We start from the raw sequence: 24,869 nt of genomic DNA on the forward strand, positions 1-24,869 counted from the left end.
CGCCATGGTCGATAACGGGGACGACGGGCAGGGTTTCGGGGCCAGCTCCGCCTGGCTGTCCGCCACGCTCCTCACCATCGGTTACATGATTAGCCGCGGCCCGGTCAAATCGGGAAGCCGTGAGAACTACGACCGTGACGAGCGCGACAACCGCCGCTAACTGACTCGGTGCACGGACCGGATCTGCCCTTGACGCGGCGTCCGTACAGGAGGCCCCCTACGCTTCGCGCAATGGGCCTTCTGCTCCGTGCAGGGCGCTGGAGCGTCCCGAACAACACCCGCCGTGGCTTCGGGGCCAGGGATATCGCCGATGTCGGCGACGGTGAAGAAGAGGAGGCACGTCGTTTTCCCGTTCCGCAGCTGCCGGAAGTGGGCATCAAGGAAACTGTGGAAAAAAACGGGGACGCAGAGGCAACAGCGAAGGACTTCGATGCCATGATGGGCGACATCGACGTGGGACTCGGACAATAATCATGGGCGAATTTGTCTACGGAAATCCCTCTGTCATTGTCGAGTTCGATGATCGGGGTCTCGCAGCTCAAGATCGTCATCCTCGCCAAGGTGCGTCGAGGGGAGAGCTTCTCTTTCTCCTGGGAGTACACGGCGGCGGCTGGCAGCGGCCACAGCTCCATCTGGATCCACCCCACCATCCCGTTGCAGTTCAACTTTCAAGGCAGCAAAGAACCTCTCCTGAACCGGGCAAGGGTGGAGTAACTCGTCCGCATCTCGAACACACCCGCCGGTCTGCGCGTCACCCCAGAGCCGCCCCAACCGGGGGAAGTGCGACACTGATTCTCAGAGCGGTCGCGAGAGCCGATCGGCCGTGATTTGTTCAAGGGAGTTCGCTGACCGCCACGAAAAAGCCCCGGCTTCACCGCGCCGGGGGGAGGCGAGGAATCTGCCGGGGCCGATTCGTTTGGAGTGGGGGAACTCCATTGACCACGGTACGGCGGATGGGCTGAATTTCGGCTGGACGAGCCCCCATGTCGGAACAAAACCGTACGGTCGCCGCGGAACCGGGCATCGACCGCGTGTTCGCCGACGCAGGCCGACGGGGGCATCGCCGTCGGAGCCGGGACGGGGGTCGCGATCGCCTCCGATGGGTCATCCTCGCCAGCGACGACCCGCGCCCGGAAAACAGCGCTCTTTCGGTGGTCTCCCGGCGGGCATAAAATCTCGGCATGTCTGCTGACCCGGATGACTATCGTCAGGCCCTGGAGCGAGCGAAAGCCCATGCCCTGGACTGGCTCTCCTCCCTGCCCACCCGGCCCGTGGGGCCACGCGTCGACGCCGACACCCTCGCCGCGGGCTTCGCAGCGCCGCTGCCGCTGCAGCCGACGGACCCGGCGGAGGTGATCGACGAGCTGGCCCGGCTGGCCGAACCGGGGCTGATGGCGATGACGTCCGGCCGCTTTTTCGGCTGGGTGATCGGCGGCACGTTGCCGGCAGCCCTGGCAGCCGACTGGCTGGTCAGCGCGTGGGACCAGAACGCCGGCATGCGCTTCGCGACCCCGGCCACGGCCGCCGCCGAGGAGGCCGCCGGCGGCTGGATCCTCGATCTGCTGGGTCTGCCGGACGGCGCCGACGTGGGCTTCACCACCGGGGCCACCATGGCGAACTTCGTGGGTTTGGCGGCCGGACGCGATCATGTGCTCGGCGACGCCGGCTGGGACGTCGCGATCGCCGGTCTGGCCGGGGCGCCCCGCGTCGCCGTCTACGTGGGCGATGAGCGCCATGCGGTGATTGACCTGGCCCTGCGCTACCTGGGACTCGGCGCCCCCATTGTCGTCCCGGCCGACGACCAGGGCCGCATGCTCCCCGAGGCCCTGGCGGCCGCGCTCAACCAGGGCACTGGCCCCGCGATCGTCTGCCTTCAGGCCGGCAATGTGCACTCCGGCGCCTTCGACCCGGTCGGTGAACTCACCGACCTCGCCCACCAGCATGGTGCCTGGGTGCACGTCGACGGCGCCTTCGGCCTCTGGGCCGCAGTGAGCCCGCGCTACCGCGAGCAGCTGGCAGGCCTCGACACCGCCGATTCCTGGGCCACCGACGCGCACAAGACACTCCAAGTGCCCTACGACTGTGGCATGGCCATCGTGGCCAGGCCCGCCGAGCTGCGGTCCACCTTCGGGGTGCACACGAGCTACCTGTTCGCCGATGAGACCGGTCCGGGTGACCCCTACGAAAAGGTGCCCGAGCTGTCGCGCCGGGCGCGCGGTGTTCCGGTCTGGGCGGCTCTGCGCTCCCTGGGCCGATCGGGCACCGTGATGCTGGTGGAGCGGCTGGCCGATCACGCCCGGGCCATCGCCGACGGACTGGGTCGCATCACCGGCGCCGAGGTGCTCAACGACGTGGTCTTCACCCAGGTCTGCGTCAGCTTCGGCGACGACGAGCGCACCCGACGGGTGACGGAAGAACTACTCAAGGAGGGAACCGCCTGGATGTCGGGTTCGCGTTGGCAGGACCGGGATGTGCTGCGGGTCTCCGTGAGCAACTGGTCGACGGATGCGGACGACGTCGCCGCATCCGTGGCTGCCGTCGAACGGGCCTGCGCGGCGGTCGCGCGCAACCGTCCGACGGAATATGAGAAGGCGTGAATACGGCCGTGGTCCGGCCTGATTCCAGGGCTGGCCCGGGCCCGGTCCGGGCGGCGATTCGTGCTCCGATCGGCGGCCGCCACCGACGGCCCGCGAGAGGCCGCTGGAGACGACGGTCGTAGGATCGAAGTAACAAGGATTGCCACAGGTTGCCGGTTGCCCCGGATTCACCGGCAACTGGAGGTATGTCGAATGCTCGCTCAACCACGGGTCGTCATCGTCGGCGGCGGAATCAGCGGATTGGCGACAGCACACTACCTGCACCGCCGGCTTGGCGACGGGGTGCGTCTCACTCTGGTTGAGGGTGGGGCGCGGTTGGGAGGCAAGATCTCCACTGAGCAATTCGGCGGGCACCTCGTTGACGTCGGACCTGACGCGCTGATGGTGCGGGCACCCGTGGTGGCAGCCCTCATCGAGGATCTCGGGGTCAGCGACCTCGTCGTGGCCCCCGCCGGGTCCGGCGCACGCATCTGGTCGCGCGGTAAGCTGCGACGGCTCCCGGCCGGCACCCTCTTCGGCATCCCCGATCGGCTGCTGCCCCTGATGAAATCCCGACTGCTGTCGCCGCTCGGTCTTGCCCGTGCGGCCCTGGACCTCGTGAAGGCGGCCCCGGCGGGATTGCCAGACGACCCCACAATCGCCGAAATCGTTCGCCCGAGGATGGGCGGGCAGGTGTTCGATCGCCTCGTCGATCCGCTGCTCGGAGGTGTGCATGCCGGCAGGGCCGACGAGCTCAGTGCTCGGAGCACCGCGCCTGACATCGACGCTCTCGCCCGCGGCAATCGCAGCCTCTACCTCGGACTGCGGCGCCGACGCCGGAATGCCCCACCCAAGCCCGCCGGAGCAGGAGGCGCGGTCCTCGTCACCCTCCGTGGGGGACTCGCCCGGTTGATCGACGCACTGGCCGTCCACGTCGTGGGCGACGATGTGCGCCTCGGTACGGCGGTCGTCTCCGTGTCGCGCGGCACCGCCGGCTATGAGGTGAAACTGAGCGATGGCACGGTGCTCGAGGCCGACGCGGTGGTGCTCGCCACTCCCGCGTTCGCTGCGGCGGACATGGTGCGCAAGGAAGCCCCCGACCTGGCCGCCGCGCTGGCGGGTATTCCCTACGTCGATGTTGCCACGATCTGCCTGGCCTATCCGCGCTCCGCCGTCGCCCACAACCTCGTCGGCACGGGCTTCCTGGTGCCGCCGGAGGAAGGCAAACTCATTGTCGGCTGCACCTGGTCCAGCGCCAAGTGGCCGCACCTCGCCGATGACACGACCATGATCATCCGCTGCATGGTGGGCAGGCGCCGCGACCAGCGCTGGATGGACCTCGATGAGGACACCCTGGTCAGCCAGGTGCACGCCGAACTCGTCGAGGCCATGGGTCTGACCGGGCGCCCGACCGAGCAGCACATCGAGCGCTGGCTGCAGGCGATGCCGCAGTACATCGTCGGCCATCAGGGCCGGCTCGCCGCCGCGGAGGTGGCTCTGGGTCGGCTGCCGGGGCTCTACCTGACCGGTTCCGCCTACCGGGGGGTCGGGCTGGCCAGCTGCGTGGCCGATGCCGAGCGCACCGCCGACAAGCTCGCGCAGCTTCTGACCGATGCGCGTCCCGCGAGCGAGGTGCCCGCATGAGCGGGCTCAGCATCCCCCTCGGCGAGACCGCCGTGTTGCCGACCCTGCCGACCGCCCGCCGTGGAAAGGGCCCGGACTACGCGCAGCGCCCGATGCTGGTGTTCTGGGAAACCACCCGCGCCTGCCCGCTTGCCTGCAAACACTGCCGGGCCAGCGCCACGATGCAAGCCCTACCGGGCGAGCTGACCACGGCAGCGGGCAAAGACCTGATTGACCAGGTGGCCGGATTCGGCCGGCCGTACCCGATCCTGGTGCTCACCGGCGGCGACTGCCTGATGCGCCCTGACCTGTTCGAACTCGTCGACTACGCCACCGGCCTTGGACTGCCGACGGCGCTGTCCCCGTCGGTCACGCCGAGTCTCACTCCGCAGATGATCGAACGGATCGTGGCGAGCGGGGTCAAGGCGGTGTCGATCAGCCTTGACGGCGCCGTCGCCGCGACCCATGAGGGCGTGCGCGGGATCCCGGGCCACTTCGACGACACCATGGCGGCGATCCGGGCTCTCGCCACGGCGGGGTTGACCGTCCAGGTCAACACGACCGTCATGCGCGCCAATGTCGACGAGCTCGCAGATGTCGCGGCCCTGATCAAGAACGCCGGCGCCGCTATCTGGGAGGTCTTCTTCCTCGTCCAGGTCGGCCGCGGCGTCTCGACCGAGGCCGTCAGCCCAGCGGAGCACGAAGACATCTGCCACTTCCTCTTCGACGCCTCCCAGCACGGCTTCATCGTGCGCACGGTCGAGGCACCCTTTTTCCGGCGAATCGTCGCCCGCCGACGCGCCGGTGACCCTGCACCGATGAGCGCACCGTACAACATCCTGTCCGCGAGGCTGGAAGCCCTGATGGGGCCGCCCGCGGGCCTGCCGCGGGCGCAGACCGCGTCGACCCGCGACGGCAAGGGCATCGTCTTCGTGGCCTACGACGGCGAGGTCTACCCGGCCGGGTTCCTGCCACTCGGCCTCGGGAACGTGTGCACGACCCCGCTGGCCGAGATCTATCGGGACAACCCGCTACTCAAACAGATCCGGGCCACGGAGTTCACCGGCCGCTGCGGCAGCTGTGAGTACGCGGACCTGTGCGGGGGCTCCCGAGCCCGCGCGTTCGCGTCGAGCGGCGATCCGCTGGGGGAAGACCCGGCCTGCCCGTTCCAGCCCGGCGCGGCCGGCGCCCACGTCGGTGCCTGAGTCCCAGCCAGTGGATGGCCTCGTGCCCGCGCCTCCCACGGAGCCAGCCGGGTACGACGCCGTGGTCCTCCTCGGCTTCGGAGGCCCCGAGGGCCAGGACGACGTCATCCCGTTCCTACGGAACGTCACCCGGGGCCGCGGAGTTCCGGAGGCACGCCTCGAAACCGTGGCCGCCCACTACCGCTCCTCGGGTGGTGTGAGCCCGGTCAACGCCCAAAACCGGGCGCTCCGTGACGCGCTCCAGACCGAACTGGCCGCCCGAGACACCTTCGTGCCGGTGTACTGGGGGAACCGCAATTGGGCTCCGTACCTGCGAGACGCCGTGACTGCGGCCGTCGACGCCGGCCACACCCGATTGCTCGCGCTCACGACGAGCGCGTACAGCTCCTACTCGAGCTGCCGGCAGTACCGGGAAGACCTGGCCGAGGCGCGGTGCGCCGCCGGGCTCGGCGACGCCGTGCGCATCGACGCGGTTCGCCCCTACTTCGACCATCCCGGCTTCGTCGCCCCGTTCGTGCTCGGCGTCTGCTCCGCCCTCGCCGACTTCGCGCGGCAGGGCCTGGCCCCGGATGACGTTCACGTGCTCTTCACAACCCACTCCATCCCGATGGCGGATGCCGAGCAGAGTGGCCCACGCGAGCGATCCTTCGGTGCCGGCGGGGCCTACGAGGCGCAGCACCGGGCCGTCGCGGAGGTGGTGATGGCCGCCGTTTCAGCGGCGGCGGACGACGACACAGTGGCCGACGCCACCCCGGCCTGGTCTCTGGCATTCCAGTCGCGGTCGGGGCCGCCCGAAATGCCTTGGCTCGAACCTGACGTCAACGACGTCATCGTCGTGCTCGCCGCGGCCGGCACGCGGGCCGTCGTCGTGGTGCCGATCGGATTCATCTCCGACCACATGGAGGTCTCCTGGGACCTCGACACGGAGGCGGCGGCCACTGCCGCCGCGCACGACCTGGGGTTTACCCGGGTGTCGACCCCCGGCCTGCACCCGGCGTTCGTGGCGGGGCTCGTCGACCTGTTGCTTGAGCGACTGACGCCGGCAACGACCCCGGAACGCTGCGCGCTCACCGCGCTCGGACCATGGACGGATGTGTGCCCGGTGGGATGCTGCGAAAAGGGGCCGGCCCGGAGGCCGGGGACGGAACCCTCATCCCCAGCAGAAAATCCCGCGGCCCAGGGAGGTCCTTCATCGGGGGAGGCGCACCGCTGACGCCCGCGCAACTGGCCGAGCGGATGGCCGCCATCCGCGGGTGACCCCGGCCTCCCACCGATTGGGTACGCTCGGCGATAGGGCTCAAGAAGGCTAACGAAGGACCAACCGTGACCCACCCGTATCCGTTGTATGTGGCCATCCGGGCGCAGTGCTTCTGCTGCCAGTCGCTGCAGCCGTTCACGTTCACCTCGGCGACCGACCAGGTGGTCTGCGCATCCTGCCTGCACCACCTGGGGGCGGAAAAGGCCACCCGCCGGGACGCGGAGCACATCAAGCTGTGGGTCGGGCAATACGCCGACCAGCAGGAGAACCACCGGCAGTTCGCCGAGAAGTCGGCGGGGGCGGATGCCGAGCAGCAGGCGGTGATCGACGGGCTCACGGCCCAGGTGGTGGAGCTGCGCGGCGTCGTGGCCGGCGAGTCCGACCGCACGAAGAGCGCCGGGGTGCGCGCGCTCCTCGAGAGTGACCTGGTGCGGCGCGCCGAGCGGAAGACCGAGCTCGCGCACCGTCAGCTCGACTGGGCTATGGCCGTGCTCTGGCGGATCGGGCAGCTGCACCACGCCGTGGAGGGCATGCCGCTGGCCTGCGTCTGCGGGCGCGCCGCCGCGGCTTGCGCGGAAGGTCGGGCGATCGATCCGCAGCGGCAGGCCGTGCTCGACTGGGAGCGGAAGAACCTCGTGCTGCTGCGCGCCGGCTCCCGGCACGCCCTGCCCGACGACCACCCCGAGGTGCGGGCCTCGAGACGACAGCCGTGAGAGGTGCGGGCCGCCAACCCCTCAAACGTGTCGGTGCACCGGCGAGCGGACGGCGGGGGCCTACGCTGGAAAAATGGAACCCCTCAACACCCTGCACATTGTCTCCGGCGTCTTCATCGTCGGGCCCATGGCCATCCTCCCCATGACCGCCATGCGCTCCATGCGTGCCGGGGAAGCCGGCCAGGTGGCCTCACTGGCGAAGTCCACCAATCTCTTCACTCTGCTGTCGCTGCTGGTGGTGTTCCTCGGTTTCGGCGCGGCGGGCTTCAGGGACAACGCCTCCCTCGCGTCGACCTGGATCTGGCTGTCGATCGTGCTCTACGCGGTGGCCCTCGTACTCAGCCTGTTCCTGGTGGTTCCGACCATGAAGTCGGTCTCGGAGCTCCTCGCCGAGCAGTCCGCCAGCGGTACCCGGGTCGCCGGCGCCAAGGTCGCCGGTTACTCGCGCGTGGCCATGGGCTCGGGCATCGTCTCGCTGCTCCTGGTGGTCGTGGTCGTGCTGATGGTGGTCAAGCCGGTCTAGCCGTTCACAGTCTCGCCGGGCTAGTCCAGGTCGCCCACCGAGACCAGGCCGTCGTGACGGCGGCCATCGAAGATGATCGTCGGGATCTTCACGGTGTGGATGCTCTCCTCGACCAGCCGCGTGTTCGCGGCGATGATGTCCGCGACCTCGTCGGAGGCGGCGACGGATGCCACGTCGGCGACCTGTTCCTGGCTCAGGCCGAATTCGGCCGACCAGTCCTGCAGCAGCGCGGTGGCGACAGCCGGCTCGGCGCCGTTGATCACGCTCTGCCAGGAAACGCCCTTGTCATCGACTTCCGTGTAGATCCGGCGCAGGATCTCCCAGTCGACCGGCGTGGCGGCGTCGGCGAGAGGGTTCAGCCGCAGCGCCTCGAGGTACTGGGTGACGAGCAGCGAGTTCTGGAACTTGTAGCCGTCGGCGGCGGCGATCGGGTAGGCGATGTAGGTGAGGTTCATCCGGTCGTCGAACCCGGCCTCCTCGATGTTGTTGAACAGCTGCAGGCAGTAGGTGCAGCCGGGGTCGATGACCTCGAGCGCGGTTTCCTTCTTCGCGTCGTAGACGCCCAGGTAGCTGGCGTTGGCGGGCAGGTATTCCTCGGCCTCCCAGTTCTGCATGCGGGAGGGGATCGCCGAGAACGTCTCGCCGAGGCTGGCGAAGTCGTTGCCGAAGGCGCCGATCACGTCGCCGGAGAGCAGGGACTCGCCGAAGGTGGGCGTCTGGTCGGGGATCGAGCAGGCCTCGGCGCCCAGGCTGCAGGATGCGGAATCCTGCTTGTTGCAGGTGCCGTAGACGTACAGGTTCACACCGCTCTTGACGACGACGTATGCGCTCCAGACGGTGGTGAGCACCACGAGCAGCGCGACCACCTCGAGGGCGACGGATGCCGGGCCGACGAGCTTCGGACGGCGCACCGCCAGCGGCGCGAGCAGGTGGTCCTTGATGTCCTGCTTGAAGGTGGTGTCGCAGGGGCGGAACGTGACACGGCGGAGGGTGCAGTTCCACGCCCTGCCTAGGTAGCGGCGGTATCGTGCCGACACGGCCCCCATGAGAACGAGAACGATGAATGCGGCAATGCAGAACACTTAGGAGAGGCCTTTCATCAGGCGCGCGAGGGCCTGTGCGGCCTGATCGACATCGGCCGTGGTTGAGTGCAGTCCGAGCGAGAAGCGCAGCAGCGGCGGCAGCCCGAGCTGGTCTTTCAGGTAGTGGTGGGCGCAGAAGTAGCCGCTGCGCACCATGATGTGGGACTGGGAGAGGAACACGGCGAGCCGGTGCGAATCCTGTTTCGGGGCGTAGGCGCTGATCACCGGGCTGGCCGCGGTGTTGACCAGAGTGAGGCCGGGGATGTCGCCGAGACCCTCGAAGAGACGCTGCGAGAGACCCCGAAGGTGCTCGGCCGCGGGCCGACCGCCAGGGCGCACCTGTCCCAGCCACTCGATCGCACGGCGCAGGGCGATGATCTCGCCCCAGGCCTGCAGCCCGGGTTCGAGCAGGGCGCCCGGGTCGTTGGCGAGAAGGTCGTAGGAGTCTTCGCGGACGTCCGCCACCATGCCGCCGCCCACGAAGGTGAGCTCGAGGGAACTGAGCAGCTCGTGGGTGGCGACGACCACGCCGAGGCTGGCGCCGTACATCTTGTGGGCGGAGAAGCAGAGCGCGTCGGCCTCGGTTTTGGCCAGCAGGGTGCGTTCGTGCGCCATGGCCTGGGCGGCGTCGAGAATGACGATGCCGCCGCGGGCGTGGGTGTCGCGCACCAGGTCGGTGAGGTTGGTAAGCAGACGCCCGTCGATGTTGGAGGCCACGTTGACGACCACGATCGCGCGTTCGAGCTGGGCCGGCCGGTAGACCAGGGCGCCGTCGGGGGCGCGGTCGAGCACCAGGCGGGGCACCCCCAGTCGGGTCGCCGCCGTCATGGTGGGCAGGAAGACCGAATTGTGCTCGATGTGGCTCGTGACCATCTGCCCGAACCGGCCCTGCGGCAGCTGATGCAGCAGCAGGTTCAGCCCGAAGGTCGTGTTGAGGGTGAAGGAGACCGCGTGACCCCGGCCGGAGAGGCCGAGCAGCTCGAGCACGGCCCGGCGGGCGTCCTGCACCTCCCGGTCGACGCGGGTGCCCCAGGCGTACTTCACGCGCCCGCCGCAGGCGTTGTACTCCGTGTAGTACTCGGTCAGGGCGTCGAGGACCGGCTGCGGCCGGAGGCTCTGACAGGCGGAGTCGAGGTAGACCGCGCCGGGTTCGAGGTAAGCGAAATCGGCGAGACGGCCGGTTTCGACCGCAACCGGTGGCGTGCGCCGGAACAACCCAGTGTGCTTCATGTCCTTCAATTCTTTCCGGCTCATTCTAGGCGAGCAGCGGGTTCTGCCCGGCGCGGCTGGGAACCGGCTGGGAGCGTGGTGGTCATAGCTTCATCCGTCGCACCGGGCTAGGCCTGGGCCGCAACGAGCACGGTCCAGGTGAGACCGAAGTCGTCGCTCGCGACGACCCCGCGTCGGTCGGCGGCGAGGAGCCAGGGCACGCTCCCGCCGACGAAGCCGAAGGCCTCCGGGCTGCCGTCGGTCTGTCCTCCGCGGGTCCAGGTTCCGCTTCCGGCCTCCTCGTGCCAGAGCACGCCCTCCGGGTCGATGCCGACGACACCGCCGCCGGCCGCGGCATCCTGAACGTCGATCAGGTACAGCATCGGTGCGCCGGGGACCAGCGCGAACGTGCGCCCGGCATCCTTGCTCACGGCGAGGCCGCTCTCGGTGGTCGCGAAGACCCGGTTGGGGGTCGCCGGGTCGGCGGCGAGGTCGCGCAGCGCCACCGCGGCTCCGGGCGACCAGGTGGCCCCATCGTCGTCGCTGATGCTGACCCTGCCGGCGGCGGCGGCGTAGCCGTAGACGCGCAAGGCTCCCGGCGGCAGGGTCACCGCGTCGAGGTCGTGGAAGTCGGTCTTGCCGGCGAGAGAGACGTTCGACCACGTGGCTGCCGCATCCACGCTGCTGATCAGTCCCACGTTGGGGCCCACCAACGTGGACTCGTCGGAGCCCGGATGCCCGGAGGCCAGCAGCAGGCCCGGCGCTGCCACCGTGAAGCCCATGGCGTCGAAGGCCGGGCCATCGCTCGGGGTGGGCTGGGTGAGCCCGGCCTCCGGCGCGCCGGCCAGGTAGCTGTCGGGCAGCAGGTCGGTCGGGACCTGCCACACGCCCTGGTGCGTGCCGGCGTAGGTCTTGCCGGTGGACGGGTCGGCGCCGAGGCCGTGAATGTGTTCAAAAGCCGCCGTGGTGGGGGCGGACGTGCCGGTTGGCGGAGCAGCCGGAGTGGGCGCGCAACCGGCCAGCGCGGCCGCGAGGCCGACGGTGATCAGGGCGGCGCCGCCGAGGCGGAGGGTTCTGCTGGACGTCGTCATGGGTCAGTACGCGGCGAGGATGTCGGTCATGACGGCGATTTCGGCGGATTGCGACGCGACGATGGTGGCCGAGAGGGTCTGGGCGGCGGCGTTGCTGCCCTCGTCGATGTGCGTCTGCGCCATGGCGATTGCGCCCTCGTGGTGCGCGATCATCAGCTCGAGGAACACCCGGTCGGCGTCTGCGCCCGAGGCGTTGCCGAGCGTCATCATGTCGGCCTCGCTCATCATGCCGTCGGTGCCGTGGTTCATGTCGGACATGCCGCCCGTTTCGGCGCCCCACTCGCCCAGCCAATCGGTCAGCTGGGTGATCTCGGGCTCCTGCGCGGCCTTGATCTTGGTCGCCAGGGCGACGACGCGCGGGTCGGTGCCGTGCTTGGCGAGGAAGTCGTCGCTCATCGCGACGGCCTGCTCGTGGTGGGGGATCATCATCTGGGCGAAGTCGACATCCGCGGCGTTGGCGTTGGCGGACGCGGTGGCGGTGGGTCCGTCGGCGGCCGGGGCGTCGGCGGCCGGGGTCGGGTCGCCGCAGGCGGTAAGGGTGAGCGCCGTGGTGAGCGCTGCGGCGGCGATCAGCGAGGTGCGGATGGTGCGGAGCATTGGTGTTCCATTCGTTGACAAAAGGGTGAGAAACCGGGGGCCGGGGTGCGGCCGGGCCGCGCAGGCCGGTGGGGTGCGCTGGCGAGGGTTTCGGCCTAAATGCGGCTGATGGAGAGCAGGGTGAGTCGGGGCCGATGCAGGTGCAGCGGAATCTCCCGGAAGGAGCCGACGATGAAGCTGCCGGCCTCGAGCAGGCGACGGCAGGCCGACGGGCGCCGTGCCAGCAGAATCAGGCCGACCAGCACAAGCAGCAGGGAACACGTCATCGAGAGGGTGGCCAGACCGGACATCGCGTGGGTGTCGGCGCTGCCGAGTGCGCCGGCGGACGGGGCGACCACGGTCGCGGTCGCGGGCGCGACGCGCTCGAGCAGCGGGCCGGTGAGGGATGCGGGGAGGGATGCAGCGAGGGATGCAGCGAGAGGCGCGGCGGATGATGCGGTGTGCCCGGCCGCGGAGTGTGCGTCGGCGGTCATCGCAGTGGTCATGGTTGTTGACGCTGTTGTTGATGAGGGAGCGGGAGCGGTCGGGGCCGAGGACAGGCCGCCCGGTCCGTGCGCCGGCCCGTGTCCGGTTCCGGCCGTGTGCGCCGCGAGCAGGCAGAGCAGCAGCGCGGCCATCATGAGCAGGGCGGAGTGGAAGACCCGGCGTCCACCACGGAGCGAGATCGCAGCGCGTGTGTGCAGCTTGCCGCCTCCGTCCGAACTGTGGTCTGGGCTTCCGTCGGCCTGTCGCTCACCGTGGATGCCCCCTCAGGGTATACCGGGCGGATCGGCGTCAGCTGGGAGCAGCCTCGGTCCGGGGCGACACCCGGGCCGGGGCTCACCCCCAGTCGAGCGCGAGCACCCACGACCCGTCGGTGTCGCGGCGCAGGTCGTAGCGGTGTTGTTCCTCGTCGCCGCGCGAGGCATCGAGGCGCCAGAGCTCGGTGTCGATGCGGGACGGCACGCCGCCGGCATTCTCCCACCAGCGGGTGCGGGTGAAGATCGCCTGCGGCTGGCCGATGACGGTGTGTTCGAACCGGTTCCAGATGAACGCCCGCGGGTCGCCGTCGACGGACAGCTCCACGTCGACGACTGCGTCAATGATCTGAGGCATGCGTGGCTCCCTTGATTTTCTCGAACATCTATTCGATTCTGTGAGTGTAGTTCATGCCGCCGACACTCGCCAGACCCGATCAGGAAATCGCTCGCGACCCCGGCACCGAGGACTTGCCCGGTTCTCGCGCGCCCAGGCTCGACGAGCCGGACCGGGGCGTGAGTCCGAGCCGCCGCACGATCTCGGCGGCCTCCTCGGCCGGAGCGCGGCCGGCGTCGATGGAGATCGCGCGCTCGTCGGCGTCAGGCGCCTCGAGTGTGGCCACCTGCGAATCGAGCAGGGAGGTCGGCATGTAGTGGTCGAGGCGCGTCGCAAGCCGGCGCCCGATCAGGTCCGTCGACCCGGTCAGGTGCACAAAGATCACGTTGTGCTCGCGCAGCACGTCGCGGTAACGGCGCTTGAGCGCCGAGCAGGTGATGATTCCCGGCGCCCCCGCCATGGTGTGCTCGATGATCCACGAGGAGACCGTGTCGAGCCAGGGCGCGCGGTCCTCGTCGTTCAAAGGCCGACCGGCAGACATCTTGTCGATGTTCGCCTGGGGATGCAGGTCGTCGCCCTCCTCGAGATCCCAGCCCAGCTGGCCGGCGAGGAGCCCCGCCACGGTGGACTTGCCGGATCCGGAGATGCCCATGATCACGAGCACGGGCTGCTGAGTCTCGAACATGCTAGATCACGATATTCAGCAGGAGGACGCCGGCAAGGCCGACCACGGAGATCAGACATTCCATCACGGTCCAGGTCTTCAGATTCTGCCCGACGGTCGTGCCGAGATACTCCTTGACGAGCCAGAACCCGGCATCGTTGACGTGGGAGAGGAAGAGCGAACCGGCGCCGATGGCGAGAACCATCAGCGAGACATCCGTGCTGCCCAGGCTGGCCGCGACGGGGGCGAGGATGCCGGCGGCCGTCACGGTGGCGACGGTGGCCGACCCGGTAGCGACGCGGATCAGGGCGGCGACGAACCACGCCAGCACGAGCACCGAGACGCTGCTGCCGGCCACGGCGTCGGCGATGACGGTGCCGATGCCGGTGTCGATGAGCACCTGCTTGAACCCGCCGCCCGCACCCACGATGAGCAGGATGCCCGCGATCGGCGGGAGGGAGTCGGAGAGGGACCTGGCGACCCCGGCGCGGTCCATGCCGCCACCGCGACCGAAGACGATCATCGCGTAGATCACAGCGATGCCGAGGGCGATCATCGGCGTGCCGAGGAAGTCGAGCGTGGCGTTGAGAGGCGAGGTGGATCCCGGGTCGATCGCGTCGGCGATCGATCGGGCGAGCATCAGCATGACGGGGAGCAGGATGCCCGAGATGGTGATCAGGAAGCTCGGGCGCCGCATGTTCTCGCCCAGACCCTGATCCTCGTTGGTGAGGAACAGGGCCGGCACAGGCACGGAGACCCAGCGGCTCGCGAACCGGCTGAAGATCGGGCCGGCGATGATGACGGTCGGAATGGCGATGAGCACGCCGATCGCGAGAGTGAGCCCGAGGTTCGCATCGAGAGTGGTCACGGCCACGAGCGGACCGGGGTGCGGCGGCACCAGGCCGTGCATGACGGACAGGCCGGCGAGGGCCGGGATGGCGATGCGGATGAGCGAGAGCCCGCTGCGGCGGGCCACCAGGATGATCACCGGGATGAGCAGCACGAGGCCGACTTCGAAGAACATCGGCAGGCCGATCAGCCCGCCGATCAGGGCCATCGTCCACGGCAGGGTGCGGGCGCTCGAGCGCGTCACCAGCGAGTCGACGATGCGGTCGGCTCCGCCGGAGTCGGCCAGCAGCTTGCCGAACATGGCGCCGAAGCCGACCAGGATGCCGACGCCGGCCATGGTGGCGCCGAAGCCGGCGCTGAAGCTCGTGACGGCGGCGGCGGGAGCGAGGCCGGCCCCGACGCCGACGCCCACGGCGCCGATCGAGAGGGCGAGGAACGGATGCACCTTGAGCCAGGTGATGAGCAGGATGATCACCGCGACGCCGACGAGGGCGGCGAGGATGAGCTGGAGGTCGCTGCCGGCCGGTTCAATCGGAACCACCGGAGCCGCGTAGGGAAGAATCATCTGAATTTCCATTCCGAGGCTGCTTCACTGCGACCTCATCGTCCAATAATCTGATTAATCAGATATTTGAGTGTGGCACACGAATCGCGACTCCGGGACCAACGCCGGTACGATCACGATGGGCGACGTAGCGACGACGCGCGCGGCCAGTCCGCAGGGAGAAGCTGAGATGAACCGTGGGGCGGGCGCAGGAGTGTGGCGTGAGCGAGGGCTTCATGCGCGGGTGGTGAACTCGCTGGGCCAACAGATCGTCGACGGCGGATACCTGACCGGCGACATCCTGAACCTGGACGTGATCAGCGAGGAATTCGCGGTTTCTCGCTCCGTGCTGCGCGAGGCACTGCGGGTGCTGCAGTCGCTGGGTATGGTCGAGCCGCGGCAGCGGGTGGGCACCCAGGTGCTGCCTCGCACCTCCTGGGACCTGATGCACCCGCAGATCATCTACTGGCGCGGACGCGGCACCGACTATCTCACCCAGATGCGCGAGATGCTCGAACTGCGCCTTGGCATCGAGCCTGTGGCCGCCCGACTGAGCGCGCGCCTGATGACCGCCGAGCAGCTGGACGCGGTGCGGGCGGCAGCCGAGGGCATGGTCGCGGCTGACCTTGCCGGCGACGGTCGCGGGTTCCTCGAGGCCGACATCGAGTTCCACTCCCTGATCCTGATCGCCTCCGGCAACAGCGTGATGGGGCACTTCGCCGGCACGGTCGCGGCGCTCCTCCGCACGCGCGAGGAGGAGAAGCGCTTCACCATCACCGAGTACACGCCGCCGTCGGCCCACCGGCACAACCAGCTGGCCGAGGCGCTGTTCGCGCGCGACGAGGATGCCGCGTACCGCTGGTCGTATGCCACGATCGAAGCCACCCTGACCGAGTTCATCCAGGAATCGGGCCGCGCCGAACGGGGCCTCGGGGCCTGAGGCTGCCGGCCTGGCGCGGTGTCCGTTGCCCGGCACCTCGTGCTCAGAGCCGGGCGAGCCGCTCGATGTCCTCCAGGAATTCGCTGGCGACCTGGGCCGACACGGTCGTGCGGGTCGACCGGATCGCGACCAGGTAGTCCTCGGTGCCCGGGCCGCCGGGCGTCGACTCGTCCTCCCCCTCGAACAGTGCGCGTTCCAGCGCCTGCTGAGAGGCGCGCCGGGCGGCGTACTCGATGTCGGCTGGTGAGAACCCGTCGCTTGCGGTGACGAGCGCGCTCAGATCGACCGTGCTTTTCCTGCCCTCGGGGATGTAGCGCTCCCAGATGGCCTGGCGGGCGGCGACATCCGGAAGCCCGATCGGGATGACGTAGTCGAAGCGTCCGTGCCGGAGAAAGGCGGAATCGAGGGCGCGGATGAAGTTCGTGGCGCAGACCAGGAGCCGGCCGGGCTGCTCGCGGAAGGCGGGAATGATCTTCAGCAGCTCATTGGTGACGCCCTGCAGCGCCGAGGGTGGCTCGCCGCCGCGTTGCGCCGCGATCTCCTCGACCTCGTCGATGAACACGACCGCGTGCTCCAGCTCGGAGATCTTCAGGAAGGTCTCCCGAAGCGCACCGGCAAGGCCCTTGGGGTCAGCCGCGAGCCGCGAGGGGAAGACCTCGACAAAGGGCCATTCCAGCCGCGACGCGATGGCCTTTGCGAAGGTGGTCTTGCCCGTTCCGGGAGGCCCGAAGAGCACGACCGCCTTCGGTGGCACGACGCCGTACTGTTCGGCCATGTCGGGTTTGGCCAGCGGCATGACGAGCCTTCGTTCGAGCAGCTCCTTTTCGGCGCGCATGCCGCCGACGCCCTCCCAGAGATCGCGCGGCAGGATGCGCCCGCCCAGTTCGCTGAGCGATCGCAGCTCCTCGCGCTGCACCGGGATGTGGCGCTCGAAGTAGCGCAGGTGCTGCTTGACCTCGAAGCCCCGCTTCACGAAGGCGTCGACGCGCGTGGCCGATTCGGGCATCAGCGCGGACAGCTTGGTCAACGCGTGCCGGGACATCTTCTTCTCGAGGGCGGCCAGCAGGGCCGTGCCGATGCCGCGGCCCTGGTAGCGCTGCGCGGTGGCGAGGAAGACGACCCAGCCCTGGGCGTGGGCGGCGCGGCCCACGGCGGCCCCGACGACCTCGTCGCCGGCAAGGGCGACCACGGCGTCATCCTTCTGGCAGGAGGCCAGCACCTCGGACAGGCCGTAGACGGGCTCCGTCTTGGCGGCCGTGATCTCTTCCCAGAGGCGAAGGATGCCGTCGAGGTCGTCCGAGTGAAAGTCGCGGATCCGCCAACCAGTCATGAGTGCTCCTTCGCGCCGACACGTACGCTTCCCAATCTATGGCACTTGCGTCGCCGAACTAGCGATCAGTCAAGCGGCGGGCAAGGTAAGGCGCGGTGCGGCTGTGCGGGTGCCGCGCGACGGCATCCGGGGTTCCGGTCGCCACGATCTGGCCGCCCGCATCTCCGCCGGCCGGTCCCAGGTCGATCACCCAGTCGGCGGCGGCCACCACATCGAGGTTGTGCTCGACGACGATCACCGTATTGCCGGCGTCGACGAGGCGGCCCAGCTGGGCCAGGAGAAGGCGGACATCCGCGGGGTGCAGTCCGGTGGTCGGCTCGTCGAGGAGGTACATCGTGTGGCCGCGGCGGGCGCGCTGCAGTTCGGTGGCGAGCTTGATGCGTTGGGCCTCGCCGCCGGAGAGCTCGGTGGCCGGCTGGCCGAGACGCAGGTAGCCGAGCCCGACCTCCCGCAGGGTGGCGAGGCTGCGGGCAGCGGCCGGCACGTCGGCCAGGAAGCCGGCGGCCTCCTCGACGCTCAGGCCGAGCACGTCGGCGATGGACTTGCCGTGATAGGTCACCTGAAGGGTCTCCGGGTTGTAGCGCGAGCCAAGGCAGGTCGGGCAGGGCGTGTAGCTGCCGGGCAAGAAGAGCAGACCGACGCTCACCGAGCCCTCTCCGAGACAGGTCTCGCAGCGGCCGCCGGGCACGTTGAAGGAAAACCGCCCGGCGCCGTAGCCGCGCTTCCGGGCCTCGTCCGTGGCCGCGAAGGTCGCGCGCACCGCGTCGAAGAGCCCGGTGTAGGTGGCCAGGTTGGAGCGCGGAGTGCGCCCGATCGGCTTCTGGTCCACGCGCACCAGGCGGTCCACGGCCTCCAGGCCGGTGATCCGGTCGACCCGCGCCCGCGGCTCGGGGTCGCCGCGTTCGCCGTCGTTGCCGTCGTCGTCGACGGCGCCTGCGGCTGCCGTTGGATCAGAGGCGACGGTGGCGTCGGACTCCGGATGCAGCGCGAGCCGCACGGCATCCGCCAGAACCTGGCTGACCAGGGTGGATTTGCCCGAACCGGACACGCCGGTCACCGCGGTCAGCACACCGAGCGGGAAGCCGGCGTCGACGCCTCGGAGGTTGTGCCGGGTGACACCGTGCAGGCCCAGCCAGCGTTCTGGTGTGCGCAGCGCCGCGGGCTGGGGCGCGTCGGGCTGGAGCGTGGCTGGCGCGGCCGGCTCCGGCGCGGCCGGGAACAGGAACTGCCGGGTAACCGACTCCGACACATCGGCCAAACCTGCGATGGGTCCGCTGTAGAGCACGACGCCGCCGCCGGCCCCGGCCAGCGGGCCCACGTCGACGACCCAGTCGGCGCGGCGCACGATGTCCATGTTGTGCTCGACGACGAAGACCGAGTTGCCGGATGCCTTCAGCTGCTCCAGCACGAGCAGCAGCGGTTCGGCGTCGGCCGGGTGCAGCCCGGCCGACGGTTCGTCGAGCACGTAGATCACGCCGAACAGGCCCGAGCGCAGCTGGGTGGCGATGCGCAGGCGCTGCATCTCGCCGGGGGAGAGGGTGGGCGTCGCGCGCCCGAGGCTCAGGTAGCCGAGGCCCAGTTCGAGCAGCACCTCGATGCGGGCGAGCAGGTCCCGGGTGAGGGTCACGGCGGCCTCCGTGGGCTCCGCGGAGTGCGGCCTCGCGGTGTGCGGCTCCGCGGAACCAGGCGCGGCGGTGCGCTCGGCACCGCCCGCCCGGAGCGTCGGGCGAAGCAGCTCGGCGAGCCCGGTCAGCGGCAGCAGGTTGAGCTGGGCGATCGACCGGCCGGCCACCGTGACCGCCAGGGCCGCGGGCGTGAGACCGCTGCCGTCGCACAGCGGACACGGGCCGGATTCGACGAACCGCAGCGCGCGCTCCCGCTGACTCTGGCTCTTGGAGTCGGCCAGGGTGTGCAGCACGTAGCTCCTCGCGCTCCAGAATCGGCCCTGGTACGGCTTGGCGATGCGGTCGCGCTGCGGGGTGACCTCCACCACGGGCTGTTCCTCAGTGAACAGGATCCAGTCCCGCGCAGAGCGCGGCAGGTCCTGCCAGGCGGTGTCCACGTCGTAGCCAAGGGTGATCAGGATGTCCCGCAGGTTCTTGCCCTGCCAGGCGCCCGGCCAGGCCGCGATGGCGCCGTCACGGATGCTCAGGGCAGGGTCGGGCACGAGGGTTGCCTCGGTCACGGTGTGCGCCGTGCCGAGGCCGTGGCACTGCGGGCAGGCGCCGGCCACGGTGTTGGGGGAGAAGGAGTCGGACTCGAGGCGTGGGGCAGCCGCCGGGTACATGCCGGCCCGGGAATACAGCATGCGCAGCGAGTTGGACAGGGTGGTCAGGGTGCCCACGCTCGAGCGGGAGCTGGGCGCGCCTCGGCGCTGCTGCAGGGCCACGGCCGGCGGCAGCCCCATGATTTCGTCAACCTGCGGGGTGTGGCCCTGCTGGATCAGCCGACGCGCGTAGGGCGCGACGGACTCCAGAAACCGGCGCTGGGCCTCCGCGAAGATGGTGCCGAACGCCAGCGACGACTTTCCGGAGCCGGAGACCCCGGTGAAGGCGACGATGGCGTCCCGGGGAACGTCGACATCAACGTTCCGGAGGTTGTTCTCCCGAGCCCCGCGCACCTGCACGAAGCCCGCGAATGGCGCGTTCCCTAGTGCGGTCGACGGAGCGTTCCGGGTCGAGGCGGCGGTGTCGGCGTCAGGTCGAGGCGGTTGCATCCGCCGACTCTAGCCCGAACGTCTGGGCGGATGCCGGGCTAGAGACAGTGGACCTGAGAGGCGACGCGGTATACTGGTGAATTGCGATCCCGTCCGCTGATGGTGGTGGGCCGGTCTTCATCTCGATGCTCAACCGTGACAGATCCCGATGTTCTACCGTGACAATCTCGATCGCTCTTCTATTGAACCAGGCTCAGCGGCGTGCCGTTCAAACCACGTTTGAGACTGAGAGAACCATTGGCTGATACATCCGGATCCACCGCTACCCACTACGTTTCCCTGCTGCGTTGGGCGTCCCTGAAGAGAGCGTTCCTGTCCCGCCAGTCCCCGCCGAGCGCCGCCCCAATCGGCGAGCGTCGCTGAGTACCCCATGGCCGACCGCACCACTCCCACCGGTTCCGACCAGCAGGTACCTGCCAACCAGGTCTCGATGCCCCGCTGGGCCGAACTCAAGCGCGCTTACGTCGCGCGGCTCTCGAAGAGCGAGCGCGCCGCACTGGCCGCAGCCGCCGAGCATGCGAACGACTCCCCGGAGTGACCCGTCGGTTCCCCTGAGCCGGTGTAGAACCAATTCGACGGAGATTTTGGCGTGAAAGCGCTCTTTCGCAGGATTCAGGTCCGATTCGCGCAAAATCTCCGTCGAATTCGTTCGGGCCGTAAGGGCGCGCCGGTCACGGCAGGCGCAGGTGGTCAACGGGCATCATGACCAGCGGCGCGCGCAATTCCATCAGGTCCCGGGCGTGCTGGTCGAGCCGCTTGTCCTCCGGGGTGATCAGCGTCAGTGGTTCTACCGGCTCGGCGTGCCCGTTCGCGCCGAGTGCGACGAAAATGCTCATGCACTGCGTCGTGAGGTGCAAATCGTGGGGCGTGCGTGGACTGCCCGAGCGCACCCGGATGCTGATGTGCATGCTGCGCTTGCCGGTGTGGATGAGCCGGGCATCCACTTCGACGATGTGCCCGATGTGGATCGGCCGGTAGAAGTGGATGCCGCCCGAGTAGACGGCAACGGCCGCTACGGTGCTCCAGGCCGCCGCCGTAGCGAAGGCGGCCTCATCGATCCAGCGCATCACGGTTCCGCCGTGGGCGTTGCCGCCCCAGTTCGCGTCGGCGGGGTCGGCCAAAAACCGGAACACCGTGCCTGGCGTGGTGCTGTCATCGGTATATTCCTGTGAGCGCATGACAGTCTGGATGCGCTTGCGCGGCTCGAGCCGGGCCGTCGCGTTCTCTTGCAGCTCCCGGTCGACGTCGGAGTGGGGCACCCACAAGGGAACTTCCTGCGGCTTCCCGGCATCGTCGACGGCGACGAAGACGAGGATGCAGTGGGTCGCCGGACTGTATTCGCGGGCGCGGACATCCGTGGTCTCGACCGTGACAAGCACGTGCATGCTCGTGCGTCCGGTGTGGATGATGCGGGCGTGCACCTCGACCAGGTTGCCGGGCTTTATCGGCCGGGTGAAGTGCACATTGCCGACGTAGGCGGTGACCGTGTCGGATGCGCTCCAGCCCACCGCACAGGCGTAAGCGGCCTTGTCAATCCACTCGAGCACGCTGCCAGCGGCCACGGTCGCGCCCGAAGCGGCGACGTCGGCGGGAACGGCCATGAACCGCAGGGTGATGCGGTCGTCGGGCATGCCCGCGTCGAATTGCGACATCGAACGGACAGGTGCGGCGGTCACGGATACTCCAACGAAAGCAGGTCAGGGGCTTCGGTCCAGACTTTCACATCCGGGCAGGCTGCGGGACAGGGCTGCGGGACAGGGCCGCGGGACGGGGCAGCCGGGACGGGGCAGCCGGGGCAGGGGAGTCGGGTGCGGGCCAGGCCGTTGCCGGTCAGCCGTGGGTGCGGCGGTATTCCTCGAGCGCCTCGACGACAAGGTCGTGGTCATCGCGCTGGGCCAGCCCGGAGACGCCGACGACGCCGATGAGCGAGCCCCGTACTCGCAGGGGGAAGGCGCCGCCGTGCGCGGCGTGTGTGTTCGGGTCGAGGTTCGAGTCGGTGCTGAAGTCGCGGGAGTTCGCTCGGAAGCGCATGCCCACGGCGTAGGAGGAGTTGGCGAAGCGCCGCACCACCCGGAACTTGTTCTCGAGCCAGGCGTCATTGTCGGCGCAGGCACCGGGCAGGGCGGCATGGAAGACGCGCTGGTCGCCGAACATGATCGACACCGCGATCGGATGCCGCCGGGCATTGCCGAGTTCCACGAGCCGCGACCCGACGGCCCAGGCGTCGCCCACGTCGAAGGAGTCGAACTGAATGACACGTTCCTGCTCGAGAAGCAGCGGGAGAAGGTCTGCGGCGTCGTGCGCGTCGGTCATCGCATGCCTTTCGGGTTGAATGATGAACAGGGCAGAGGCGCCCGCAGTCAGTCTTCCACTCCCGCGCTCGCAACGGGAGCCAGTGCTAACGCAAACGAGTCGCCAAATATCGATAAGCGTCGATATACTGGGAGGACCGTCATCACGGACAAGTCGTCCCCTCTGGATGCCGGTCTAGGAGATGGTCACCCATGGCACACATCGAGATTTTCGAACCGGGACTGTGCTGCGGCACAGGCATCTGCGGAGTCGACGTCGACCAGGCGCTGGTCACCTTCTCCGCGGACTTCGATTTCACCCGCGCGAACGGCGGCGACATTGCCCGATTCAACCTGGCCCAGGAGCCCCTCGCCTTCGTGCAGAACGAGGTGGCCCGCCAGTTCCTGCACACCGTCGGCCAGGAGGGCCTGCCCGTCACGCTCGTAGGGGGAGCCACCGTGCTCACCGGCCGCTACCCGACCCGCGCCGAGCTCGCGAGCTGGACCGACGTGGCGGCTGTCGACACCGGCGCGGCTAGTCACCGTGCGGCCGTGCAGCCGGAGGGAACGGTGCGGCTGCTAGCCATGGCCGGGTCCGGTAGCGCCACAGCCACCGAGATCACTGAAAATACCGCGGGTGCCGATGCCGGCTGCTGCGGCAACGGCGGCTGCTGCTAGGGCCGATCATGACGACCCTGCGCTTCCTCGACGACGCCCCACGTTTCCTCTTCTTCACCGGCAAGGGCGGGGTCGGCAAGACCTCCATCGCGTGCGCGAGCGCGGTGCGTCTGGCCGATTCCGGGGCATCCGTGCTGCTGGTCAGCACCGATCCGGCCTCCAATGTGGGCCAGGTCTTCGGGGTGACCATCGGCAACACGGTCACGCCGATCGCGGCGGTGCCCGGCCTGTCGGCCCTCGAAATCGACCCCGAGCAGGCGGCCGCGCAGTACCGCGAACGCATCGTCGGCCCAGTGCGCGGCCTGCTGCCGCCCGCCGAGATGGCCTCGATCGAGGAGCAGCTCTCGGGTGCCTGCACCACCGAGATCGCCTCGTTCAACGAGTTCACCGACCTGCTGACGGATGCCGCGTGGACGGCCGCGTACGACCACATCCTCTTCGACACGGCCCCCACCGGGCACACCATCCGTCTGCTGCAGCTGCCCGGGTCGTGGACCGACTTCCTCACCGAGGGCACGGGCGACGCGTCCTGCCTCGGGCCGCTCTCCGGCCTCGAGAAGCAGCGCGCCGTCTACGCCGACGCCGTGGCCGCCCTCGCCGACCCTGCCCGCACCCGGCTGGTGCTCGTGGCGCGCGCCCAGGGCGGCGCCCTGCGGGAGGCCGCCCGCACCCAGGCAGAACTCGACGCCATCGGCATGCAGCGTCAGCACCTGGTGGTCAACGGCATCCTGCCGGCCGGACCGGCAACGGATTCTGATGCCGATGCGGGCACGCCCGCCGAGGCCGACCCGCTCTTCGACGCCATCCGGGTGCGCGAACAGCAGGCGCTCGCGGCGATGCCCGCGGGGCTGCGCACCGCGCCCACCGACTACGTGGGGCTGAAGAGCACCAACATGGTCGGCTTGGCCGCGCTCCGCAGCCTGTTCGAGCCTGAAGTCGTCCCGACACCGGGCACCGGAATCGCCACGGTCGCTCCGGGGGCCCCGCTCTCGGCTCTCGTCGACGAGATCGAGGCCGGCGGCCACGGCCTGGTGATGCTGATGGGCAAGGGCGGTGTGGGCAAGACCACGCTCGCGGCGGCGATCGCCGTCAGCCTCGCCGAACGCGGGCTGCCCGTGCACCTCACCACGACCGACCCGGCCGCGCACCTCGATGACACCCTGGCTGGCGGGCTGGCGAACCTGACCGTGTCCCGGATCGACCCGGCCGTCGAAATCGCCAACTACTCCGAGCGGGTCATGCGCACGAAGGGCGCTCACCTCGACGCGCAGGGCCAAGCCATGCTCCGCGAGGACCTGCGTTCGCCGTGCACGGAGGAGATCGCCGTGTTCCAGGCCTTCTCCCGCGTGAGCCGGGAAGCGAAGGGCACCTTCGTCGTGATGGATACCGCGCCCACGGGCCACACCCTGCTGCTGCTGGATGCGACCGGGTCGTACCACCGCGAGGTCACCCGGCAGCTGGGCGGCGGCATCCGTCTGACGACGCCGATGATGCGGCTGCAGGACCCGGAGCAGACGAAAGTGATCCTGGTCACCCTCGCCGAGACCACGCCCGTGCTCGAGGCCGCGGAGCTGCAGGCCGACCTGGAGCGGGCCGGCATCACCCCGTGGGCGTGGATCGTGAACAACTCGATCGCCGCGGCGGCGCCGACCAACCCGCTGCTGCTCGCGCGGGCCCGGAACGAGCTCCCCGAGCTCGAGCACGTGCACGAGAAGCGCGCCCCGCGGCTCGCGGTGGTGCCGCTGCTGGCGGAGGAGCCGGTGGGCATTCCGGCGCTGCTCGCGCTCGACGCGGGGCGGCAGCCCGCGCCGGCATCCGTTCGCTAGCTGGCCGGTCGGCCAGCGAGGGGGTCGGCCGGTGTTCCAGCCCCTACGTCTGTCGAGTCTGAGGCCCCGAAGTACCTGCG

At 69.4% G+C, this 24,869-nt stretch carries 25 protein-coding genes; 13 read left to right on the plus strand and 12 right to left on the minus strand.

The annotated features are described in order from the left end of the window. Positions 1-4: 4 nt before the first annotated feature. The 9 genes from E3T34_RS15830 (at position 5) to E3T34_RS08925 (ending at position 7,898) form a co-directional block, all read left to right on the plus strand. Entirely contained in the window at positions 5-160 is a 156-nt protein-coding gene (locus E3T34_RS15830) for a hypothetical protein (RefSeq protein WP_158250249.1), read from the plus strand. A 71-nt stretch (positions 161-231) separates the two neighbouring features. Continuing rightward, positions 232-471, plus strand: a complete 240-nt coding sequence (locus E3T34_RS08890; protein WP_104100602.1) for a hypothetical protein — start codon at positions 232-234, stop codon at positions 469-471. Between the two features lie 12 nt (positions 472-483). Then, entirely contained in the window at positions 484-714 is a 231-nt protein-coding gene (locus E3T34_RS08895) for a hypothetical protein (protein ID WP_134342759.1), read from the plus strand. Positions 715-1,181: 467 nt separating this feature from the next. Beyond that, positions 1,182-2,597, plus strand: a complete 1,416-nt coding sequence (locus tag E3T34_RS08900) for an aminotransferase class V-fold PLP-dependent enzyme (protein WP_104100600.1) — start codon at positions 1,182-1,184, stop codon at positions 2,595-2,597. A 192-nt stretch (positions 2,598-2,789) separates the two neighbouring features. Continuing rightward, positions 2,790-4,220 carry a protoporphyrinogen oxidase gene (hemG, locus tag E3T34_RS08905; protein ID WP_104100599.1) on the plus strand — a complete coding sequence of 477 codons (1,431 nt, stop codon included), beginning with the start codon at positions 2,790-2,792 and terminating at the stop codon, positions 4,218-4,220. Further along, positions 4,217-5,404: a TIGR04053 family radical SAM/SPASM domain-containing protein gene (locus tag E3T34_RS08910; protein WP_104100598.1), complete on the plus strand. Its 1,188-nt coding sequence runs from the start codon at positions 4,217-4,219 to the stop codon at positions 5,402-5,404. Before hemG ends, E3T34_RS08910 begins: the two co-directional genes overlap by 4 nt. Before the next feature lie 22 nt (positions 5,405-5,426). Further along, on the plus strand, positions 5,427-6,617 hold the full coding sequence (locus E3T34_RS08915; RefSeq protein WP_241977372.1) for a ferrochelatase: 1,191 nt from the start codon (positions 5,427-5,429) through the stop codon (positions 6,615-6,617). Positions 6,618-6,727: 110 nt separating this feature from the next. Then, positions 6,728-7,375, plus strand: a complete 648-nt coding sequence (locus E3T34_RS08920; RefSeq protein WP_134342761.1) for a hypothetical protein — start codon at positions 6,728-6,730, stop codon at positions 7,373-7,375. A gap of 73 nt (positions 7,376-7,448) precedes the next feature. Continuing rightward, on the plus strand, positions 7,449-7,898 hold the full coding sequence (locus tag E3T34_RS08925) for a DUF2269 family protein (protein WP_134342762.1): 450 nt from the start codon (positions 7,449-7,451) through the stop codon (positions 7,896-7,898). Between the two features lie 20 nt (positions 7,899-7,918). Here E3T34_RS08925 and E3T34_RS08930 read toward each other — a convergent pair whose 3' ends face one another. From E3T34_RS08930 to E3T34_RS08965, 8 genes are all read right to left on the minus strand, one after another. Then, positions 7,919-8,944: a hypothetical protein gene (locus E3T34_RS08930; RefSeq protein WP_233191368.1), complete on the minus strand. Its 1,026-nt coding sequence runs from the start codon at positions 8,942-8,944 to the stop codon at positions 7,919-7,921. Between the two features lie 36 nt (positions 8,945-8,980). Further along, entirely contained in the window at positions 8,981-10,210 is a 1,230-nt protein-coding gene (locus tag E3T34_RS08935) for an aminotransferase class V-fold PLP-dependent enzyme (RefSeq protein ID WP_166785869.1), read from the minus strand. 107 nt (positions 10,211-10,317) lie between these two features. Then, positions 10,318-11,280: a F510_1955 family glycosylhydrolase gene (locus E3T34_RS08940; RefSeq protein WP_134342764.1), complete on the minus strand. Its 963-nt coding sequence runs from the start codon at positions 11,278-11,280 to the stop codon at positions 10,318-10,320. A 3-nt stretch (positions 11,281-11,283) separates the two neighbouring features. Continuing rightward, positions 11,284-11,877 (minus strand): DUF305 domain-containing protein, encoded by a 594-nt coding sequence (locus tag E3T34_RS08945; protein ID WP_134342765.1) that lies wholly within the window; start codon positions 11,875-11,877, stop codon positions 11,284-11,286. A gap of 95 nt (positions 11,878-11,972) precedes the next feature. Further along, complete coding sequence (locus E3T34_RS08950; RefSeq protein ID WP_134342766.1) at positions 11,973-12,362, minus strand: hypothetical protein; 390 nt, start codon at positions 12,360-12,362, stop codon at positions 11,973-11,975. A gap of 334 nt (positions 12,363-12,696) precedes the next feature. Further along, complete coding sequence (locus E3T34_RS08955) at positions 12,697-12,972, minus strand: hypothetical protein (RefSeq protein WP_104100589.1); 276 nt, start codon at positions 12,970-12,972, stop codon at positions 12,697-12,699. A 79-nt stretch (positions 12,973-13,051) separates the two neighbouring features. After that, positions 13,052-13,636 carry a gluconokinase gene (locus E3T34_RS08960; protein ID WP_104100588.1) on the minus strand — a complete coding sequence of 195 codons (585 nt, stop codon included), beginning with the start codon at positions 13,634-13,636 and terminating at the stop codon, positions 13,052-13,054. Position 13,637: 1 nt separating this feature from the next. Further along, entirely contained in the window at positions 13,638-15,041 is a 1,404-nt protein-coding gene (locus tag E3T34_RS08965) for a GntP family permease (RefSeq protein WP_241977373.1), read from the minus strand. 211 nt (positions 15,042-15,252) lie between these two features. On the opposite strand from E3T34_RS08965, the gene E3T34_RS08970 reads away from it, so the two are divergent. Then, on the plus strand, positions 15,253-15,948 hold the full coding sequence (locus E3T34_RS08970) for a FadR/GntR family transcriptional regulator (RefSeq protein ID WP_158250247.1): 696 nt from the start codon (positions 15,253-15,255) through the stop codon (positions 15,946-15,948). Positions 15,949-15,991: 43 nt separating this feature from the next. Here the strand turns inward: E3T34_RS08970 and E3T34_RS08975 are convergent, their stop codons facing one another. Both E3T34_RS08975 and E3T34_RS08980 read right to left on the minus strand, forming a co-directional pair. Next, complete coding sequence (locus E3T34_RS08975) at positions 15,992-17,278, minus strand: ATP-binding protein (protein ID WP_104100586.1); 1,287 nt, start codon at positions 17,276-17,278, stop codon at positions 15,992-15,994. Positions 17,279-17,336: 58 nt separating this feature from the next. Then, positions 17,337-19,994 (minus strand): excinuclease ABC subunit UvrA, encoded by a 2,658-nt coding sequence (locus E3T34_RS08980; protein ID WP_166785870.1) that lies wholly within the window; start codon positions 19,992-19,994, stop codon positions 17,337-17,339. A 370-nt stretch (positions 19,995-20,364) separates the two neighbouring features. Here E3T34_RS08980 and E3T34_RS15835 point away from each other — a divergent pair, with 370 nt between their 5' ends. Beyond that, positions 20,365-20,532 (plus strand): hypothetical protein, encoded by a 168-nt coding sequence (locus tag E3T34_RS15835; protein WP_158250245.1) that lies wholly within the window; start codon positions 20,365-20,367, stop codon positions 20,530-20,532. Positions 20,533-20,665: 133 nt separating this feature from the next. On the opposite strand, the gene E3T34_RS08985 is transcribed toward E3T34_RS15835, so the two are convergent. Further along, positions 20,666-21,670, minus strand: coding sequence for an acyl-CoA thioesterase (locus E3T34_RS08985; protein WP_241977374.1), 1,005 nt, complete (start codon positions 21,668-21,670; stop codon positions 20,666-20,668). A 154-nt stretch (positions 21,671-21,824) separates the two neighbouring features. Further along, on the minus strand, positions 21,825-22,307 hold the full coding sequence (locus E3T34_RS08990; protein WP_134342767.1) for a heme-degrading domain-containing protein: 483 nt from the start codon (positions 22,305-22,307) through the stop codon (positions 21,825-21,827). Positions 22,308-22,498: 191 nt separating this feature from the next. Here E3T34_RS08990 and arsD point away from each other — a divergent pair, with 191 nt between their 5' ends. Continuing rightward, the gene (arsD, locus tag E3T34_RS08995) at positions 22,499-22,963 is read left to right on the plus strand and encodes an arsenite efflux transporter metallochaperone ArsD (RefSeq protein WP_134342768.1); all 465 of its coding nucleotides are present in this window, start codon (positions 22,499-22,501) and stop codon (positions 22,961-22,963) included. Between the two features lie 17 nt (positions 22,964-22,980). Continuing rightward, positions 22,981-24,789, plus strand: coding sequence for an arsenical pump-driving ATPase (gene arsA / locus E3T34_RS09000; protein ID WP_134342782.1), 1,809 nt, complete (start codon positions 22,981-22,983; stop codon positions 24,787-24,789). Positions 24,790-24,869 lie beyond the last annotated feature (80 nt).

The sequence above is a fragment of the Cryobacterium sp. TMT1-62 genome (genome assembly GCF_004403145.1).
Taxonomy (GTDB): Bacteria; Actinomycetota; Actinomycetes; order Actinomycetales; family Microbacteriaceae; genus Cryobacterium; species Cryobacterium sandaracinum.

What these genes read in the sequence shown, in the direction of transcription:
- E3T34_RS15835 (WP_158250245.1), top strand. Translation starts at nt 20,365, where the DNA reads ATGGCCGACCGCACCACTCCCACCGGTTCCGACCAGCAGGTACCTGCC.
- E3T34_RS08925 (WP_134342762.1), top strand. Translation starts at nt 7,449, where the DNA reads ATGGAACCCCTCAACACCCTGCACATTGTCTCCGGCGTCTTCATCGTC.
- E3T34_RS08950 (WP_134342766.1), bottom strand. Translation starts at nt 12,362, where the DNA reads ATGACCACTGCGATGACCGCCGACGCACACTCCGCGGCCGGGCACACC.
- E3T34_RS08900 (WP_104100600.1), top strand. Translation starts at nt 1,182, where the DNA reads ATGTCTGCTGACCCGGATGACTATCGTCAGGCCCTGGAGCGAGCGAAA.
- E3T34_RS08945 (WP_134342765.1), bottom strand. Translation starts at nt 11,877, where the DNA reads ATGCTCCGCACCATCCGCACCTCGCTGATCGCCGCCGCAGCGCTCACC.
- E3T34_RS08940 (WP_134342764.1), bottom strand. Translation starts at nt 11,280, where the DNA reads ATGACGACGTCCAGCAGAACCCTCCGCCTCGGCGGCGCCGCCCTGATC.
- E3T34_RS08980 (WP_166785870.1), bottom strand. Translation starts at nt 19,994, where the DNA reads ATGCAACCGCCTCGACCTGACGCCGACACCGCCGCCTCGACCCGGAAC.
- hemG (WP_104100599.1), top strand. Translation starts at nt 2,790, where the DNA reads ATGCTCGCTCAACCACGGGTCGTCATCGTCGGCGGCGGAATCAGCGGA.
- E3T34_RS08890 (WP_104100602.1), top strand. Translation starts at nt 232, where the DNA reads ATGGGCCTTCTGCTCCGTGCAGGGCGCTGGAGCGTCCCGAACAACACC.
- E3T34_RS08990 (WP_134342767.1), bottom strand. Translation starts at nt 22,307, where the DNA reads ATGACCGACGCGCACGACGCCGCAGACCTTCTCCCGCTGCTTCTCGAG.
- arsD (WP_134342768.1), top strand. Translation starts at nt 22,499, where the DNA reads ATGGCACACATCGAGATTTTCGAACCGGGACTGTGCTGCGGCACAGGC.
- E3T34_RS08930 (WP_233191368.1), bottom strand. Translation starts at nt 8,944, where the DNA reads ATGGGGGCCGTGTCGGCACGATACCGCCGCTACCTAGGCAGGGCGTGG.
- E3T34_RS08955 (WP_104100589.1), bottom strand. Translation starts at nt 12,972, where the DNA reads ATGCCTCAGATCATTGACGCAGTCGTCGACGTGGAGCTGTCCGTCGAC.
- E3T34_RS08960 (WP_104100588.1), bottom strand. Translation starts at nt 13,636, where the DNA reads ATGTTCGAGACTCAGCAGCCCGTGCTCGTGATCATGGGCATCTCCGGA.
- E3T34_RS15830 (WP_158250249.1), top strand. Translation starts at nt 5, where the DNA reads ATGGTCGATAACGGGGACGACGGGCAGGGTTTCGGGGCCAGCTCCGCC.
- E3T34_RS08975 (WP_104100586.1), bottom strand. Translation starts at nt 17,278, where the DNA reads ATGACTGGTTGGCGGATCCGCGACTTTCACTCGGACGACCTCGACGGC.
- E3T34_RS08965 (WP_241977373.1), bottom strand. Translation starts at nt 15,041, where the DNA reads ATGGAAATTCAGATGATTCTTCCCTACGCGGCTCCGGTGGTTCCGATT.
- E3T34_RS08935 (WP_166785869.1), bottom strand. Translation starts at nt 10,210, where the DNA reads ATGAAGCACACTGGGTTGTTCCGGCGCACGCCACCGGTTGCGGTCGAA.
- E3T34_RS08910 (WP_104100598.1), top strand. Translation starts at nt 4,217, where the DNA reads ATGAGCGGGCTCAGCATCCCCCTCGGCGAGACCGCCGTGTTGCCGACC.